Genomic DNA, 17,216 nt, shown 5'->3' with positions numbered 1-17,216 from the left:
CGTTAAAAAGTATATTCAAGCTAATCAAAAGAAAGTACAGCCAACACTGGAAGAACTATCAAATAACATTAGATCCAGCATATCTTCAAGGCTAGCAGCTAATAAAAACAATAGTTCTAATGATGAAGCTATTAAACCATTCACAGCTACAGGTACAAAGAAGGCTGTATATGATGAAGCTATGGCGAATGGCTTTACAGATGCAGATGCAAGAACAATTGTAGCCCTAGCTCATTTTGAAAGTAGAGGTACATTTAGTCCTACAGTTAAGAATCCTAAATCAACAGCTACAGGCGTGTTCCAGTTTATTGATAGTACTTGGACATCAGAAGGTGGAACAGCAGCAAATAGACATGATCTAAATACACAGATCAAACTTGGTATCAAACATACTAAATCCAATATTAAGTATATTGAAGACAAGACAGGCGTGGTCCTTACAGGCTCACAGATCTATATTCCTCATTTACTTGGTAGAGGTGGAGCTGAGATTGTATTCAAAGCAATTAAAGCTAATCCTGACCAATCAGCAAGATCAGTCATAGCAAAGTTTAGTGATAATCCTGACCATTTAATGCGTATTAACGGTATCCCTAAAGATGCAACGATAGGGAATGCAATGCATTTCTTTACTAAGAAGATTGATGACATTACAGCTCAACATTATGGCGGTACAGGCTCAACACACAAAACTGTTTTTGAATCTGAATCAACAACAGCTATAGAACAAGCTCCTATTAAGCCTGAATCAAGCTATGAAGGCACAATAGACAGACTAGATTTAGACGACCTTCCTCGTATAGATGATGACTTCATCACACCACATGACTTTAATGCTTTCCAACAAAAAGGAGCATGGAACGAAGTAGTAGGGGATCTGACAACAGAACAGCTAGACCTTCCAAGCATGGTATTGGATGAACACGGTAACTTAGTACCTGAATCAGATATAGACGTACCTAAAACAGTCCATGTAGTAGATGATGATATACACAAGTTTTTAGATGAACTGACAGAAACAATCGAATCAACTCCTATTCCTCATACAACTAAAGGTGTCAGAGTTAAAGATGACTTCCTCAATTCAGCCAATAATGAGTTTAAACCTGACGCTAGCATTGCGACTGAATGGAGAGAACGCCAAAGATGGGAAAATAACAAATACCACAAAGAGTTGACCAGATCCTATACAGATAAGGAAGGCAACCTAGTTCAAGAGCTTCAATATAGAGGCTCATACGTGCGTAGAACGATAGATGCTAGCCATAAAACTAATTCTATTCACGTAGGACGTTCAGGAAGATCTGATTTTAAGGACCATAAAGGTAATAAAGAACTAGAAACGGCATTAGATCGTATTTTTGATGAAGGTCGAGCATTCGGCTATCTCTCACAAGTTCCAAAAGGACAACAAACAATAGACAAGCTTATTGCTAATCCTGACCTAGTCATTTCATCTAAAAAAACAGGTGAAGATCTAACAGCTCAACAATGGCAACAGAAGCTACAAAAAGAACAAGACAACATACAGCTACTTGCTAGATCAATGGCGACATTAGCTAAATGTGCTTTAAAAGCAGCATAAAAATAATAAGAGAATTGAATGAAGAACGAATGTAGAACAGCCGTAGAAGGTGTATTAGGACGTAAACTGACAGATAAAGAAGCTGACTTGTTAGAACAAGCCTTTATCAAGGCAAGTAAAGAACTTCCTGCTGAAGATATTAAAGCCTGGAAAAGTATGTCAGATGAAGAACGTGCTGAAGCTATAGCTGACAGAGCAGTTAAGAACTATACAGATCAGCACATCAAAGAAGTAACCAATCTAATCAATGATCTTGAAATTAGAGAAGCCTTAGAGCTAGAACTGACTTCTCATTCAAAGCTCAACCCATTAGAAGCGTTAAACAGAAAGCTTGTCATGCATTCTGACCAATCAGGTATTCAATCAGTTGAACACAACATACAGGCAATTGAGACAAGGTACATGGGAGCTTTGGCAGATGTATTTACTAAAACTCAAAAAGGCTTAGGCTATTTAATAGATGCAGATAAGGTAAAACTTCTAGTTAAAGAGATCTTTGGCAAGCCTTCAGGTGATGCTGAAATAGCAGGACTCGCTAAATCAGTACAAGACACATTAGAACAGCTCAGACTTCACTATAACCGTTATGGCGGTGATATTAAGAAGCTTGCTAACTATGGTATTCCACAATCTCATAGCCATTACAAAGTCATCAGTAAAGGTCAAGATGGATGGGTAGATTATACCTTTCCATTGGTAGACAGATCTAAATATAGACATGAAGCGACTGGCAAGCTCATGAATGATGCTGAAGTTAAAGAAGTATTAAAGGCTGTCTACAATACCATTGCTTCAGAAGGACATAATAAAGCTTCAGTACAGGCTCATCTCGTACAGTCAGAAACAGATCTTCCTGTAGGTATGAATATGCAAGCTCTTCACCAACATCACAGGGAAGTGCATTTTGCTAACGCTGACGCATGGGTAAAGTATCAAGAAGACTTTGGAGAAGTAAATTTCCATGACTTGCTCAGTAACCATGTTAGACGTATGGCAACTGAAATAGGCATGATGCAGACCTTTGGCTCGAACCCAGAGAAACTTGTGAAGCAGCTAGGACACGACTTGCTCAATAAGATGATGCAAGATCCAAAGTACGTTAAAGAGCATCGTAAGATTCAGAAACAAGCAGCTCTTATAAACAAGCACTATGACGAACTAGCAGGACAAGCTCTACCAATTGACAGCAACTTAGCTCAAGTAGGCGGTATGCTCAGATCATGGACAGTGGCAACAAAGATGGGTTCAGCATTTTTAACAGCTTTTTCCGATCAAGCTACTATGAAACTAGCTTCAGAGATGCATGGTATCGCTTATACAAAAGTATTTGGCAGACATTTAACTCAGTTCAAAAATAAAGAAGAAAGAGACTTTGCTATATCAATTGGACTTGGTGTAAGAGAGCTGACCAATGCCCTTGTAAGGTTTGGAGACGATGACCTGGCTTCAGCTTCTACTAAACTCGCTTCTGCTAATACCAAGACTAGAAAGATTGCGAATGCCGTTATCAGAGCTTCAGGCTTAAACCACATCACAGCATCAGCTAAACGTGCTTTTGGTGTCAGTTTAATGCATCACGTATCAAACTTGAACTCAACTAAACATTGGGATCAGTTAGGACCTAAAGATAAGAAGATGCTAGAAGGTGGCGGTATCAAACAAGATGACTGGACGCTACTTCAACAGATTCAAAGAACTGAAGCTCCAACAGGAGAGAAGCTAGTCACGAATAAAGATATATTCAATGCTTCAGATGATCTATTCCTTGATACTTTTCAATTTGACAGAACAGGCTATACAGCTCAAGAACTTGCTGACCATGCTTTTCGATTAAAAGAGCAATTAGCTAACAAGTATATGAACTATATTTATACTGAATCTGATTCTGCGGTTCTCTCTGTAGGAGCTAGAGAAAGTGCCTTCATGGGCTTAGGTCGTGAACGTGGAACAGTAACCAATGAACTTACTCGCTTCTTCTGGCAGTTCAAGCAATTTCCTCTCAGTATGATCATGCGTCAATGGACTAGAGGTATGGCTCAAGGTACACCACAAGAAAAGTTTGTATATTTTGCAAAGCTATTTGCTTATACAACTGTGATGGGAGCTTTAGTGAGTCAGATCCAAAACCTAACACAAGGTAAAGATTTAGATGATCCGACAACCTTAGACTTCTATATGAAGTCCATAGTCAAAGGAGGGTCGGCTAGTTTCTTGGCAGATGCAATATCAGCTACTTCAGATCCAACAGAACGTAGTGTAAAGGACTTTATTATTCCAGCAGCCTTTAAGGACCTTATGAGTGTAGGCACGATGGCTACAGGAGCAGGACAAGCCTATTTATCAGAACGTGACTCAAGCTATGGAGCTGAAGCTGTAAACGTCATTAAGAACAACATACCATTTCAGAACGTCTGGTATAGTCGCTTAATATTTGACCGTTTGGTAATAGCAGAACTTCAAGAAGTATTCGATGAAGGCTACAGGGAACGTAAGCAACGTAGACAAGAATCAAACTACAACATGAGCTACTGGTGGGATCTTGATAATGATGAGATTCGTCTACCTGATATAGCAAGCAAGAACTAAACTCCATATGTTTTACAAAGCATATACCAATTTTTAAAAGCTCTTTTAAAGTTACTGGAGTGTTTATACACTTCATGAATATGTCCAAGATCTTTGCTTATAAAAGTTGCATAATTCTTCGTACCGCAAAGAACTGTTTCAAAAATATCTTGATCTCGTACATACCATAATAATTCCCTTAAAGAATAAAACATAAATTGAGTCATTCTGTCTAATTCAGGGTTTTTAAATGGGTAGTCAGCTTGGTAGTTTTCTTCTAGTGAATTTTCTATATCCAAAATTTCAAAAATATCTAGAGAGATATATTTAGGATCAAAATTATCTACGATATTATAAAAATACATCATAGAATATGTTTGAAAGATTCCAAGTATAAGAGCAACATCAGCATTAGCTTGAATTAAAGGATTATTTCCAATTCTATTTTCATGGTCACGTTTTATAGAATGTAAATATTGAACTGAATATTGACTTGGATGATCATCAATCATTTTATGATGTTTTGCACAGAGAAGTATCAAATTATCATAAGTATCATTATCGGAATATTGGTCTATATACCTTGCTGAACCTTTTCTTTTTCCATAAACATGCGCCCTTTCTCCCATATTAGATAAAGCATCAAAATATTGTTCTATGACAGATGCTTTACAATAATTACATAAGCCTGCTGAGTATGAGTAAAGTTTTAAGGTATCTTTATCAGGAATAGACATAGCCACAACACATTAAAAATAATAATAAAACTAATATAACAAATAAAAATGAGCAAAATAGAAGAATATAAAGAAGAGCTTATACGAATTCAGGACATCACAATTCTGGATACTGTGGACCTAGTAGAGCGTGCTAACATTTGTGATAAAGAAACGAAGGTCGGTAGAGGTGATGCATTTTGGCTTTATAAGTCTGCTAACCAAACTTTGGCTATTGCAGCACGTATCGAACAGCTACTAGAAGCACGAAACAAGACTCAACCAATAACAACAACAGAAGACGAAGAAAAACAAAAAGAAGCTGAAGCACAAAAGCTACTTCTATCAGTCAAAAAAGAACTGACTAAACGTAAAGGCAAGACTAAACAGGATGGCAAAGAAGCTTAAAACCAAAGCTACTTTTGCTGAATTTTATCTTGTATTTGCTCATACACAACGATGGACAGTCCCAGACTTCCATTTAGATGTGTGTGAGTTTTTAGACAACTTTGGTCCTTTAGGTGTCTTAATGATGCCTAGAGGACATGGCAAAAGTACCTTACTCGAAATATACAACGCATACCGACTCTATAAGAATCCTGAAGAACTGATCCTTGCTCAATCAGCTACAGATGCAGACAGCAATAAAACAAGTCGAGCAGTTGTTCAAATGCTTGAACAAAACCCATTAGCCTGGAACGTACAGAAGGAACGTGGCGAAGTTAAAAAGTGGTGGGTAAAAGGGAGTTCAGACGTTAAACATGGCTCAGTCCATGCAAGAGGAATCCTTTCAAACGTCACAGGGGCACGTGCTACCTATATCTGTAACGATGATACAGAAGTACCTGATACAACATCTACTCCAGAAGCAAGGGAAAAGCTCAGATACAGATTAAGCGAACAGATTCACATTTTAATTCCTGGTGGTCAAAGGCTTTTCGTGGGTACACCACATGCTGCTGACTCTTTATATGCCAATTTAATTGAAGCAGGAGCGAATCATTTAGTCCTGAAAATGTTTGAAAAAGAAGCTCGATTCACTTCAGGTCAAAAAGAGATAAGAACAACCTTTAAACCAACTTACATTTTTAGTGGTATTGGTCCACAAGCCAAACTTTTAAAAGACTTTGATGACTATAAGATCACAAAAACAGATACAGATTACCTAATCCAATTCCAAGAACAACATGGACTAATTGACTGCTATTCAGAAGCCTTATGGACAGATCGTTTTACTCCTGAAGTTATGGAGCAGAGACGTAAAGAGTGCGGAACACTAGGAGAATGGGATTCTCAATATCAGATGCACAACAAAGCTATCAATGAGATTCGATTAGATCCTGAAAGGCTTATTCCATATCCACATGAAGTAACTTGGCATAAAGCAAATGGACAGATTCAAATGCTTCTAGGAGACAAGAGAATTGTTTCAGCTACTCTAAAAATTGATCCAAGCTCAGGAAAAACTAAATCAGACGTATCAGCAGCAGCTCTAGTCTTACAAGATGAACAAGGTCGTTTATATTGGCATAGATCAGTGGCTTTAAAAGGTGATGTAGCTATAACAGATGACAATGGACAATTTACAGGTGGTCAAGCTTGGCAAGTTGCAGACCTAGTAGAAGAGTTTAAGTTGCCTAATCTTATCGTTGAATCAAATGGTATCGGGGGATACTTTGGAACAATTCTAAGATCCGTACTCAAAAAACGTAACTTATATTGTGGTGTGATTGAACGACACGAAAACCAAAATAAGAACAAAAGAATACTAGAAGCTGTAGAAGCTCCTTTACTATCAGGCTTCCTATACGCTCACCAATCTGTTTTAAAACTGAATGGGCAGGACAGCCCTCAAGTCAAACAAATGAGATTGTATGATCCATCTATCACAAATAATGAAGATGACTATATAGACTCATTAGCGGGTGCAATTAGTTCTGAGCCTATTCGTATCGGCACACATAACCATTACCCAACATACGACAACAACAATAACTGGCAAGCTTCTAATCAATATACAGAGTTTAAGCTTGACTTTTAAATAGCTCTATTAATAGAGCAATTAAAACCTTATCAGGATTAACAACTAACAATGACCGTAGAAAACATTACACCGTATATCAGCTATACATCCAATGGTATGACTACAACCTTTGCCATTCCATTTCATGTAGAAGGCAAAACTAATTTCGTTGTAAAAATAAACGGAGTACCTCAGAACTACCCATCTTACAGCTACAACAAAATAGACAATACCATTAACTTTATTAGCATCCCTGCTAGAGATGCAGTGATCGAAATAGAACGACATACAGCTCTTGAGCGTTCAGCTAACTATGACACGTTCAGTAATAAGCTTCGTCCTACATCACTTAATGGTGAATTTGATAGAGTTTGGCGTGTACTGCAAGAATTAGCTAGAAAGGACCAGATTCTTCAACAGCAAATTGATGAACTCAGAAATGACGTAAACAAGCTTCTAATCGCTACACGTATCCTTTCCCAAGATGTAGTTCAATTTCCAATTACAGCAACATCAATACGAATCAATATTCCTGAAGATCGTTATGCAACAACAGAGCCTATCGTTGTTTGTACGGTGTTAGGTGGACCAACTAATGTAACCATTCAACCAATTGCTGAATATATTCAAGGTGTGGGCGAAGTCTATACACATCTCATTTTTACATTCCCTTCTACTCTAATTGGCAAGAAATGTAATGCTTGGCTAACTGGTGGCTGATATGGCAGATAAGTTAGCAAATATCATGCTGTGCCTGCATGGATCGACCAATATCTATGAACAAAGGTTTGAAGGCAGGGATGTATGGCGAGATAGATACGGCAACATCATGTATGACGAAAATGGAGAAGAGCTATTCAGTCCAATAGATGTAGATGAATATGGAAGTCCTATTTCAGAACAAGAGCCTTTACTCTTCACAACAACAGTATCCGACATCAAAGAACAGATCCGTAGCCTGACGGATAAAGGCTATACAATGGTCAACTCAGAAGACTATAGACGATGGATAGCAGGAGAGTGGAATCCAACAACGCCTATTGCTTGTGTCATGTATGACGATGCTTTAGCAAGTATTCAATACATCATGGAATGGCATATTGCTGAAAATATTCCTGCTTCAATTGCAATCATCACACGTAGGCATAGAAAAAGAGCAAATGAAGATGGCTATGCTTCATGGCAACAAATGAATGATTGGGTGACTAGAAGTAATGGAAAAATTGACCTAGTTTGTCATACACATGATTTACACCATTTAAGTCTTCATTCTTATACAGACAGTGCTTATGACGTTGTAGCAGATCCTTTACTAGAAGGTCCTTGTTGGGTTGATAATGGAGAATATATCTATATTCCAGATGGGGAAGGGCAAGATTGGTATTGGAATCAATCATGGGTTGAACAGTCTCTAGCTATACCTATCTTTGGCGTAGATCAGTACGACCAAACAACTTTATTAGAAACATCATTCCATATCACACCACGTATTACAGATAACATTTCTATTATCCGCTTTTGGTCCTCATTAGCTAAACCAAGTGGTACAGGATATGACGTACCAATTCAAATATGGATCAATGATACTCAACTCGTATTTGATGGAATCATCGAACCTAAAGACTATGGATCACGTATCCAATGGGTAGAAAGGGAATGGAATAACATTAACCTAGATACACCATTTGCTGTAGAAGCAGGCGTAACATTTAAAATGACATTCAAAACATTAGCAGGAGATCCTGGATCACCACATCTAACCTGTTATTGTGTTTTTTCAGATGATACAACCAAGTTCCATGCGACAACCAATGCTCAAGGCTTCACACCTTATGATTCAAGTATTTCACCTCAAACTTGGTGGCAATACATAGACTATCCTGCACATGATAAATGGGCTGTTAAGCCTGTAATGATCTTAGGAAATGGAACAGGTCATACAGTCGCTCAAACAGTATTTAATGACTATATTTCAGAAGACATAGCCAAGAGCCAACATGCAGTAACCAACTACCTAAAAGCTAAATGGATTGATAAGTCTGTATGGAAAGGAGAATGGGATAACTGGAATCATTCATGGAGTGGAAATGCTAGAACAGATCATCAGATTTGGGATGCAAACACAGGCTATCAGATTACAGGATGGGCGAATCCTAAAAAAATATCAGCTATCTTTCCTACAGTTTCAGATACAACTGTATTAGTTGAAACACTTAAATTCGATTTTGAAGAAAAAGTACCTGTTGAAATGACAGTCGCTCAATGGTGGGCAGAAACCGAACCTGGAAGTGGTATCAATAATTGGGATTATGCTCAAACAACAAGACAATACAACATCCTATTTGAAATTGAAGTTTCAGAAGACAAAGTAAACTGGACAACTGTAGGTCAAGCTCCTACTTGGGTCTTGTTAAAGGATGACAACAAAGGCAATAGTGCTGAAATTACACCTACAACATGGACAGCAGGCGTTACCAAGTATGTACGTTTAACTCCTATTAATGATGGACCAACTTCAGATGTCATAGATCAGAACGTAGTTTATTGTGTTAGCCAAGTACGAATAGGCTATCGAGATTCAACTAGCCAACTACATATACCATTTAAGCAAATTGCTTACCCATTCGGTGCATTTCAACCTAACTGGTACGATGAAAACCCTGATAACCCTGAATGGCAAGACGTATCCAATGGATTAAGAAAAGTCTTTGCAGCCAACGGAATTACACATGGCTACTCTATTCAAGCTGTCAGAAATGTTCGTCATAACGGCTATGACATCGGCTATAACCAACGTCTAAGCAACTATGTATTAGGTCGTTTAATGACGCATGGCGTAACACATCCAACTGTTTTAGATCATTACAACATGACTAATATAGATGTATGTAAAAACCTAATTTCTGCTTATGCAGGCTTTACTTATGCTGATACCAAACATAACGGCTTAAAGTGGCAAGTCTCATTAGAAGGCGACCACTTAGGACACGGAACACTGAAACGTAGAATCAATACAATTGACTACTTTGCTTTTGATGCATGGGCATTTAGTGGCGACTCTAGTTGCAGTATTGTTAAGAACAGTTCACCTGTAAATGATGGATCTTACTTTCCTGGTTGGGATGAATGGGCTTCAGGAACGTATGCAAACGAAAAGAAATGGGTACAGGATAGGGGCGGTTTAGCTCTAATCATTATCAATAATAACTTAGGTACTGGTAGTCCTGACTCAGTAGCAGGCAAACAAGTCTTAGATAATGCAGATGCTTATATAGCCAATATTGTTCGAGATTGCCTACAACACGGTTGGGATGGTGTAACTTGTAACATTGAAGGCGTGGATATTACAGCTAACAACGGTGCAGACATTATCTATAAAGACAAAGCTACAGAGTTCTATAAGAAGTTAGGTAGAGCTTGTCATAAAGCAGGCTTATTGCTTCACTGTACTGCTCCTGCTGTAACAGGCAATCCAAACTATGACTATCCTGCTTGGGCAGGGTGGTGTGATCATGGAGAGATCATCAAATATGTAGATGGTATGAAAATCATGTCATATACAGAATCGGGGGAATGGTCACAACCTCGTCCTGCTGCTTGGGATGCAGCTAATATTCACCATTACAACACGAATAAAGATTCAGATACTCGTTCATTTTGGCAAGCTGTAACAGAATACACAGCTACAGTTATTCCTGACCAATTCAAGAAACGTATCCTTATGGGAGCTAGAGCTTTTGGTCATGTATGGTATCCAAACTGGAAAACAGGAGAGACTCCACCAACAGCTATCAGTAGTAATGAATGGTTTGATATAAATGATGATTATTGGAGATATGCAGCATATCTAACAGACAATGATCTGGACTATAAAGATGACTGGAATCATTACACTAGCTATGGAGAGCTTATCAATAAAGCTGCAACGGAAATTGTACCGCTTTCTCAAGACACAACTTTAGATACAACTGAGATGTACTATTACAACCCTCAAACTGAAGTGAAAGCTTGGTGTGGAAGTCCATTAACAGGTGCAAGAAGCCAAACAACAGCTAAAGAAAACGGTTTCGGTGGGGTCGGTATCTGGAAAATTGATGATGGGGATGTAGAAGAATATTACCCTGAGTTTAAGTGTTTCGGTAAGTCCTCACTCTTTTATAAAAAGTAAAATAATGATCAAGATAGGCGATATTTATTTATCTGCTTTCTTATTTGGTATTGGGTTCACAATCTATTTAGCAAAATCTATTGCAACTTCAGATCAAGATTCAATGAAAGTCATAGGTGCTAAGGCTGTATTAAACGGCTTCACATCTCTTATGGCAGGATCAATTCTGATTTGGGCATCTGTACCTACTATTGCAGTAGTAGGTGCAGCAGCAGTTCTAGGTACACTAGGATCTGAACTCGTCATCAAATATTTAAAGCGACATCTCAAAAAGAACATCAAAGATATAAAACTCGATAAAGAACAAGAATAATTATGGGATTCAAGCTCGGTAAAAAGAGCTTGTCTAAATTAGAAGGCGTTCATCCTGACCTAATAAAAGTGGTCAAGAGAGCAATTGAATTAACTGAATGCGATTTTACAGTAACAGAAGGACTTCGATCTAAAGAAAGGCAAGCTCAACTCTTAAAAGAAAAAAAGACAACAACTAGCAACAGCAGGCATCTAACAGGTCATGCAGTAGATCTAGCAGCATGGGTAGACAATACAGTCTCATGGGAATGGAAATACTACTATCAAATTGCAGATGCTATGAAAAAAGCAGCTTCAGAACTCAACGTCTCAATTGAATGGGGCGGTGACTGGAAGAAGTTTAAAGATGGACCACATTTTCAACTAACATGGTCCAAGTATCCTAAATGACAAAACAGCCCTTACTTTTAACGAGTAGGGGTTTTTCTATTTATAGAATGTTCGTTATAAACTAAGATACTAAAATTGTTATTAATTTACATAAGATTAAATTAAATGATTCAAAGTTATATTCAGGCAGTAAACGCAAAATTTATTACAGGCAAAACAACCGAACATAGCTTTCGAGGGGATCTGCAAAGTTTAGTAGAGTCAATTATCGGCTCAGACTATATGGTAATTAATGAACCTAAACGTCAAACCTGTGGTGCGCCTGACTATATCATTGAGAAAAACAGTATTCCGATTGGATTTATTGAAGCAAAGGACATTGGCGATACAGACCTGGAAGGTAAGAAAAAAACAGGCAACAAAGAACAATTTGACCGCTATAAATCGTCTTTAAACAATATCGTATTCACCAACTACCTGGACTTCTATTTTTACCAAGAAGGCGAGCTTGTTGCTCAAACTTCAATTGGAGAAATTTCAGGGAACGAGATTAAAGCACTACCTGAAAACTTTTCAATGTTTGAAAGTCTAATTCAAAACTTTAGTATTTATATTGGAAACACAATCAGAAGTCCTCAAAAACTAGCGAAAATGATGGCTAGCAAAGCTAAATTACTTGCTGAAATACTCGAAAAAGCAGTAACAAGTGATGAAGATAACCACGAAGATAGTACATTAAAAGGTCATTTTGAAGGTTTCAAGCAAATCCTTATTCACGACATTACGCCTAAAGGTTTTTCCGATGTATATGCTCAAACTATTGCTTACGGCATGTTTGCAGCGAGATTGTATGACTCGACTCTACCTACTTTTTCAAGACAAGAAGCTGCTGAGCTGATCCCAAAATCAAACCCTTTTTTGCGTAAATTATTTGGCTATATTGCAGGTCCTGATATTGATGACCGTATTAAATGGATCGTTGATAGCCTTGCAGATATTTTCTTGCATTGTAATGTTCAAGAAATTCTAAAAACTTATGGACGCTCAACAAGAATGAATAACCCGATTATTCATTTCTATGAGACATTCCTCAGCGAATATGATGCAAAACTTCGTAAAGCTCGTGGTGTTTGGTACACACCTGAACCTGTAGTCGACTTTATTGTCAGAGCTGTAGATGAAGTCCTTAAAACAGATTTTGGACTTGCTTCAGGACTAGCAGATACAGCTAAAACTACTATTAAAATTAAAAACCCAACAACTGATAGACGACATAAAGACGGCTATATCACAACAGATAAGGAAGTTCATAAAGTTCAGATCCTTGATCCTGCTACAGGTACAGGTACATTCCTTTCCCATGTAATTAAACACATCTATCAAGATTTTGAAGGTATGCAAGGGATATGGAGTAACTATGTAGAAAAAGATCTGATTCCACGCTTAAACGGTTTTGAATTACTTATGGCAAGTTATGCAATGGCTCACTTGCAACTTAACTTATTGTTATCAGAAACAGGTTATAAACCTCAAGGAAATAAAGAACAACGACTTAAAGTTTATCTAACCAACAGCTTAGAAGAAAGCCATCCTGATACTGGTACGTTATTTGCAAATTGGCTCAGTGCTGAAGCAAATGAAGCGAACCATATTAAACGTGATACACCTGTCATGTGTATTATTGGTAATCCACCGTATAGTGTAAGTAGTTCAAATAAAGGGGAGTGGATTACTGATCTCATTAAGGATTATAAAAAGGATCTAAATGAACGTAATATCCAACCACTGTCCGATGACTATATTAAGTTTATTAGATTTGGTCAGTATTTTATTGAAAAAAATGGTTATGGTGTATTAGCGTATATTTCTAATAATAGTTTTGTGAATGGTCTTATTCATAGACAAATGCGGAAAAGTTTAGGAGAAACTTTTGATAAGATTTATATAATTGATTTACACGGAAACTCGAATCAGCAGGAAGAAGCTTTGGACGGTGGTATTGACCAAAACGTATTTGATATCAAGCAAGGTGTTTCAATAAATATCTTCATAAAGAGTAAAAGTACAAAACAAAAAATACAGATTTTTCATACTGATTTATATGGCAAACGTGACCTCAAGTATAAGTTTTTGCAAGAAAATAATCTCAAGTCTATAAAATGGAATAAGGTTATTTTTCAAGAGCCAAACTACTTTTTTGAAAGTAAAAATTTAAGTAATTTGGACGATTACAATAAAGGTTTTTCTCTAAGTGATCTATTTATTGTAAATGGTAGCGGTATAAAAACCCAAAGAGATGATGCTTCTATTTGTTTTACACAGCAAGGATGCGATCATATTAAAAATGATTTAATTTCTTTAGATCACGATTCTTTAAGAAGAAAATATGGCTTTAAAGATGTAAGAGATTGGACTATAGATTTTGCAAAAAATGATCTAAATACAAATAAAATAATTGCAAATAAAATTTTGTATAGACCTTTTGATATTCGCTATATGAATTACACAGGCAAGACTAAAGGTGTTATGGGGTATCCACGATATGAAGTAATGAAGCACATGATTAAAGGTGAAAATTTAGGTTTGCTGTTAAGCAGACAGAATAAATCTAACACCATTGACAGTTTTCTAGTGACCAATCTATGTTCTGAAATGAAAACTGGTGAGAGAACAATTCAGTCATACCATTTTCCTTTATATCTATATTCTGAAACAGATCAAATTGAACTAGAGGATCAACCTTTACGAAAGCCTAACCTCAATTTAGATATTATTCAGAATTTTGAAAAAAATGTTGGCTTTACTTTTATTGATGAAAAAGAAGATATAAACGCTACATTTTCACCTGTGGATTTACTAGATTACATATACGCAATCTTATATTCCCCAAAATATAGAGAGGCTTATAAAGAGTTTTTAAAAATTGATTTTCCTAAGATCCCTTATCCAAAAAACACAAAGATTTTTGTAGAGCTAATGAAATTAGGTGGTCAATTAAGAATGCTTCATCTTATGGAGGATTCCACACTTAAAACTATTTCTCAATATCCTGAAAGCGGTGATAATGTTGTTGAGAAGTATGTTTACAAAGATGGAAATGTCTATATCAACGATGAACAGTATTTTGCCAATGTTCCTGAAGTAGCCTGGAACTTCTATATCGGTGGCTACCAACCTGCACAAAAATGGCTCAAAGACAGGAAAGGTCAAGCTCTACAATTTGAAGATATTAAGCATTATCAGAAGATCATTGCCACGCTTCAAAAAACTTCTGAAATTATGGCAGAGATAGATCAAATAGACTTTATGTAAGCTGGCTTTAGCGATAAAGGTAATTTTATGCCTTTATCGCTCTGTATGAACAGATGCTTTTACTCAATGTGAGAGCCTTTCATTTTAAGTCTTCAGCTTGATCAACAACGTCTTTTAATTTATTACGCTCTTCAATGTTAGCTTTAGTCGGCTCAACAAGAGCTTTATCTACAGCTTCAGCATGAGCTATTTTAGATACGTCTTTAACCAATTCAGCAAGAGCTTCTAAAGCCGCATCATAATCCTTATTAGTCATCTAGCTACCCTCAAATATATGGAACAAATATAACAGCCGAAAACATTAAATCACATGCAGAAAGCAGCCGTTTCCGCTTCTTTGCGACTTCAGATGACGCACTAAAATCCTAGAACTACTTTAGATAAGAACAGGGATGCGACTAATCACGATATGAGCGAAGAAGCGGGCAAAATTTTTTAGGGGGTGTAGGTTCAGACTAAGTACCTACACAAAACCTATTTTGTATTTAATTTAAAGTTTGGATGCTGTCCTGAAGCCATTAAAAAAACTGTCCAAGTTTGTTTATTTGGCTGTCTATCTCCTGCTTCATACTTGCGCCATAAAGAACCATCTGACAAGCCTGCTAACTTTGCAGCCTGTGCAGCAGTTAAGCCAAGATCAAGCCGAAGATCTTTTATAGAACTTGCTTCTGGTGCTTCAATTAAAAAGTTTTCAAACGTCATATTTTCAAATTTGCTCATTAAAAAAAGCTCCATATTGCAGGAGCTTCATGTTATCACTTAAATCATTTTTAAGGTACGTTGTCCTTTTAGCTTAATAGTTTTTTCGAGTTCATTTAAAGCCCTAAAGATAGAATGATAACCAAGTACACCGTTTGCAGATCTCAGAATAAAACCTGATTTGTGCATCATCCAAACATGGTACGGCTTTTCATATTTTCCTTTCGTATCTTTGGAAATTATATATACCTCTCCTGACTCAACTTTTACAACTTGAACAATTTTATCTATATCAACCTTTGCCATAACAGGGACAGCAGCAGGAAGGCGAACAGCTAAACGGCTAAGAGCTTCAGATTTAAAAATTTGTGCATTCATCTTTTAAGCTCCTATAACAATAAAAGTTATAGCCTGATTCTTGCTAGAGACTTTTGCACAATTAAAACAGCCTGCGAAATATTGGAATTTCAGGTTCACAATAGAATGGCAATATTTACACAAGCTAACTGTAGGATATTTTGATGCACACGGAGCTAAAGAAATAATAGTCATGTCTATAACTCCCCTTAATGGTTGCTATAAATGAAGTTGCCAACACGTACAAAGTCATTAATCATTGCATCACGACCATAAGCTTCATAATCAATGTAACCTTGTAAAGCTTCTGGAATTTCCAAACAGCTAACGTCATGCATAAGGTAGTGACCGAAGTCATAGTCGCTCATATCTTCACAGAATTGGTTTTCATCGTGCCATTCTTGAGCATCTTCTAAGTTTTTAACGTATCCCTCATTTTTTAGTTGCTGGAACAAGTCCAAGTCTTCTTGGAAGTGTCCTTCCATGATTAGCTCTATAGCTGTCTCAAGGTCTTTAAAATTATCCACGTTCATGTACGTGTCTTCACGTAAACCTTCAACTTGCCAAAACTCGATTTCTGTATCGTCAATGATGTCACGAAGGTCTTCCATATCATCAAAATAGATATTTAAGCCAAAGTCATAAGTGAAGCTAAATGCTTCTAAACGGAAGTTTTTAGTTGAATCAGATGCAGCATTAGAAAAGTCGATAGCGTTCATTTTTTAAGTCCTGGACTTAGGTTATCTGCAAGTCCTAGCAGTCGGTACACGTTGCACCTCTAAGGCTTTTTATATCTCTTCACCTTATGCTTGTTATTATATAGGTACAATGTACCTAAATCAACTATAAACCAATGTTTTTTATATGATTTATAATTATTAATAGCTCTATTATTACAACTATATTTTATAAAAGATAAGCTTGTTTTTGCTTCTAACTTTCATCATTCTTGGAGCTGTGGCAATCCATTAAACAAACGCTTTTTAGCGGAGCGAAGCGACATCCTTATTCAAGGAATATGTAAAAGGTATGTGATCCTACCTTCATCAAACTTTATCGCTGCGACAACCATTGAACTTAAAAAATTTCAAGCAAGGAGCAATGTCAATGAAGCTTGCGTAATTGACATTGTGAGTGATTGAAATAAAG

Annotated in this window: 13 protein-coding genes and 1 pseudogene; 9 read left to right on the top strand and 5 right to left on the bottom strand. The window is 36.9% G+C overall.

Translation table 11 applies throughout. The features are described 5' to 3' along the window. A pseudogene (locus tag FTT78_RS12630) lies at positions 1 to 1,585 on the top strand (hypothetical protein); the annotation flags it as partial. Positions 1,586 to 1,603: 18 nt separating this feature from the next. Beyond that, positions 1,604 to 4,171, top strand: a complete 2,568-nt coding sequence (locus FTT78_RS12625) for a hypothetical protein (protein ID WP_180044448.1) — start codon at positions 1,604 to 1,606, stop codon at positions 4,169 to 4,171. Here FTT78_RS12625 and FTT78_RS12620 read toward each other — a convergent pair. After that, positions 4,168 to 4,887, bottom strand: a complete 720-nt coding sequence (locus FTT78_RS12620) for a hypothetical protein (RefSeq protein ID WP_180044446.1) — start codon at positions 4,885 to 4,887, stop codon at positions 4,168 to 4,170. The two genes, FTT78_RS12625 and FTT78_RS12620, sit on opposite strands and share 4 nt — an antisense overlap. A 48-nt stretch (positions 4,888 to 4,935) precedes the next feature. Between FTT78_RS12620 and FTT78_RS12615 the strand changes: the two genes are divergently transcribed. From FTT78_RS12615 to FTT78_RS12585, 7 genes are all read left to right on the top strand, one after another. Further along, positions 4,936 to 5,274 carry a hypothetical protein gene (locus tag FTT78_RS12615; protein WP_180044444.1) on the top strand — a complete coding sequence of 113 codons (339 nt, stop codon included), beginning with the start codon at positions 4,936 to 4,938 and terminating at the stop codon, positions 5,272 to 5,274. Continuing rightward, positions 5,258 to 6,907 (top strand): phage terminase large subunit, encoded by a 1,650-nt coding sequence (gene terL, locus FTT78_RS12610; RefSeq protein WP_180044442.1) that lies wholly within the window; start codon positions 5,258 to 5,260, stop codon positions 6,905 to 6,907. Before FTT78_RS12615 ends, terL begins: the two co-directional genes overlap by 17 nt. 51 nt (positions 6,908 to 6,958) lie before the next feature. Beyond that, on the top strand, positions 6,959 to 7,609 hold the full coding sequence (locus FTT78_RS12605) for a hypothetical protein (protein ID WP_180044440.1): 651 nt from the start codon (positions 6,959 to 6,961) through the stop codon (positions 7,607 to 7,609). Between the two features lies 1 nt (position 7,610). Next, a complete protein-coding gene (locus FTT78_RS12600) occupies positions 7,611 to 11,057 on the top strand; it encodes a hypothetical protein (protein ID WP_180044438.1) in 3,447 nt (1,148 codons plus the stop codon). A 4-nt stretch (positions 11,058 to 11,061) separates the two neighbouring features. Next, the gene (locus tag FTT78_RS12595) at positions 11,062 to 11,370 is read left to right on the top strand and encodes a hypothetical protein (protein WP_180044436.1); all 309 of its coding nucleotides are present in this window, start codon (positions 11,062 to 11,064) and stop codon (positions 11,368 to 11,370) included. A gap of 29 nt (positions 11,371 to 11,399) precedes the next feature. Then, positions 11,400 to 11,759: a M15 family metallopeptidase gene (locus FTT78_RS12590; protein WP_257221938.1), complete on the top strand. Its 360-nt coding sequence runs from the start codon at positions 11,400 to 11,402 to the stop codon at positions 11,757 to 11,759. Between the two features lie 105 nt (positions 11,760 to 11,864). Next, positions 11,865 to 15,011 (top strand): type ISP restriction/modification enzyme, encoded by a 3,147-nt coding sequence (locus FTT78_RS12585; protein ID WP_180169982.1) that lies wholly within the window; start codon positions 11,865 to 11,867, stop codon positions 15,009 to 15,011. A gap of 79 nt (positions 15,012 to 15,090) precedes the next feature. On the opposite strand, the gene FTT78_RS12580 is transcribed toward FTT78_RS12585, so the two are convergent. The 4 genes from FTT78_RS12580 to FTT78_RS12565 form a co-directional block, all read right to left on the bottom strand. Beyond that, on the bottom strand, positions 15,091 to 15,267 hold the full coding sequence (locus FTT78_RS12580) for a hypothetical protein (RefSeq protein ID WP_168369472.1): 177 nt from the start codon (positions 15,265 to 15,267) through the stop codon (positions 15,091 to 15,093). 218 nt (positions 15,268 to 15,485) lie between these two features. Beyond that, complete coding sequence (locus FTT78_RS12575; RefSeq protein WP_180044502.1) at positions 15,486 to 15,731, bottom strand: helix-turn-helix transcriptional regulator; 246 nt, start codon at positions 15,729 to 15,731, stop codon at positions 15,486 to 15,488. 39 nt (positions 15,732 to 15,770) lie between these two features. Beyond that, on the bottom strand, positions 15,771 to 16,088 hold the full coding sequence (locus FTT78_RS12570) for a hypothetical protein (protein ID WP_180044500.1): 318 nt from the start codon (positions 16,086 to 16,088) through the stop codon (positions 15,771 to 15,773). A 188-nt stretch (positions 16,089 to 16,276) separates the two neighbouring features. After that, positions 16,277 to 16,786: an antirestriction protein ArdA gene (locus FTT78_RS12565; RefSeq protein WP_180044498.1), complete on the bottom strand. Its 510-nt coding sequence runs from the start codon at positions 16,784 to 16,786 to the stop codon at positions 16,277 to 16,279. Between the last annotated feature and the right edge of the window lie 430 nt (positions 16,787 to 17,216).

This window comes from Acinetobacter sp. YH01011 (assembly GCF_013420785.1).
GTDB classification, from domain to species: Bacteria; Pseudomonadota; Gammaproteobacteria; order Pseudomonadales; family Moraxellaceae; genus Acinetobacter; species Acinetobacter towneri.
Note: the sequence above shows the minus strand (reverse complement) of the source record. Positions and strands in the feature narration are given on the sequence as shown.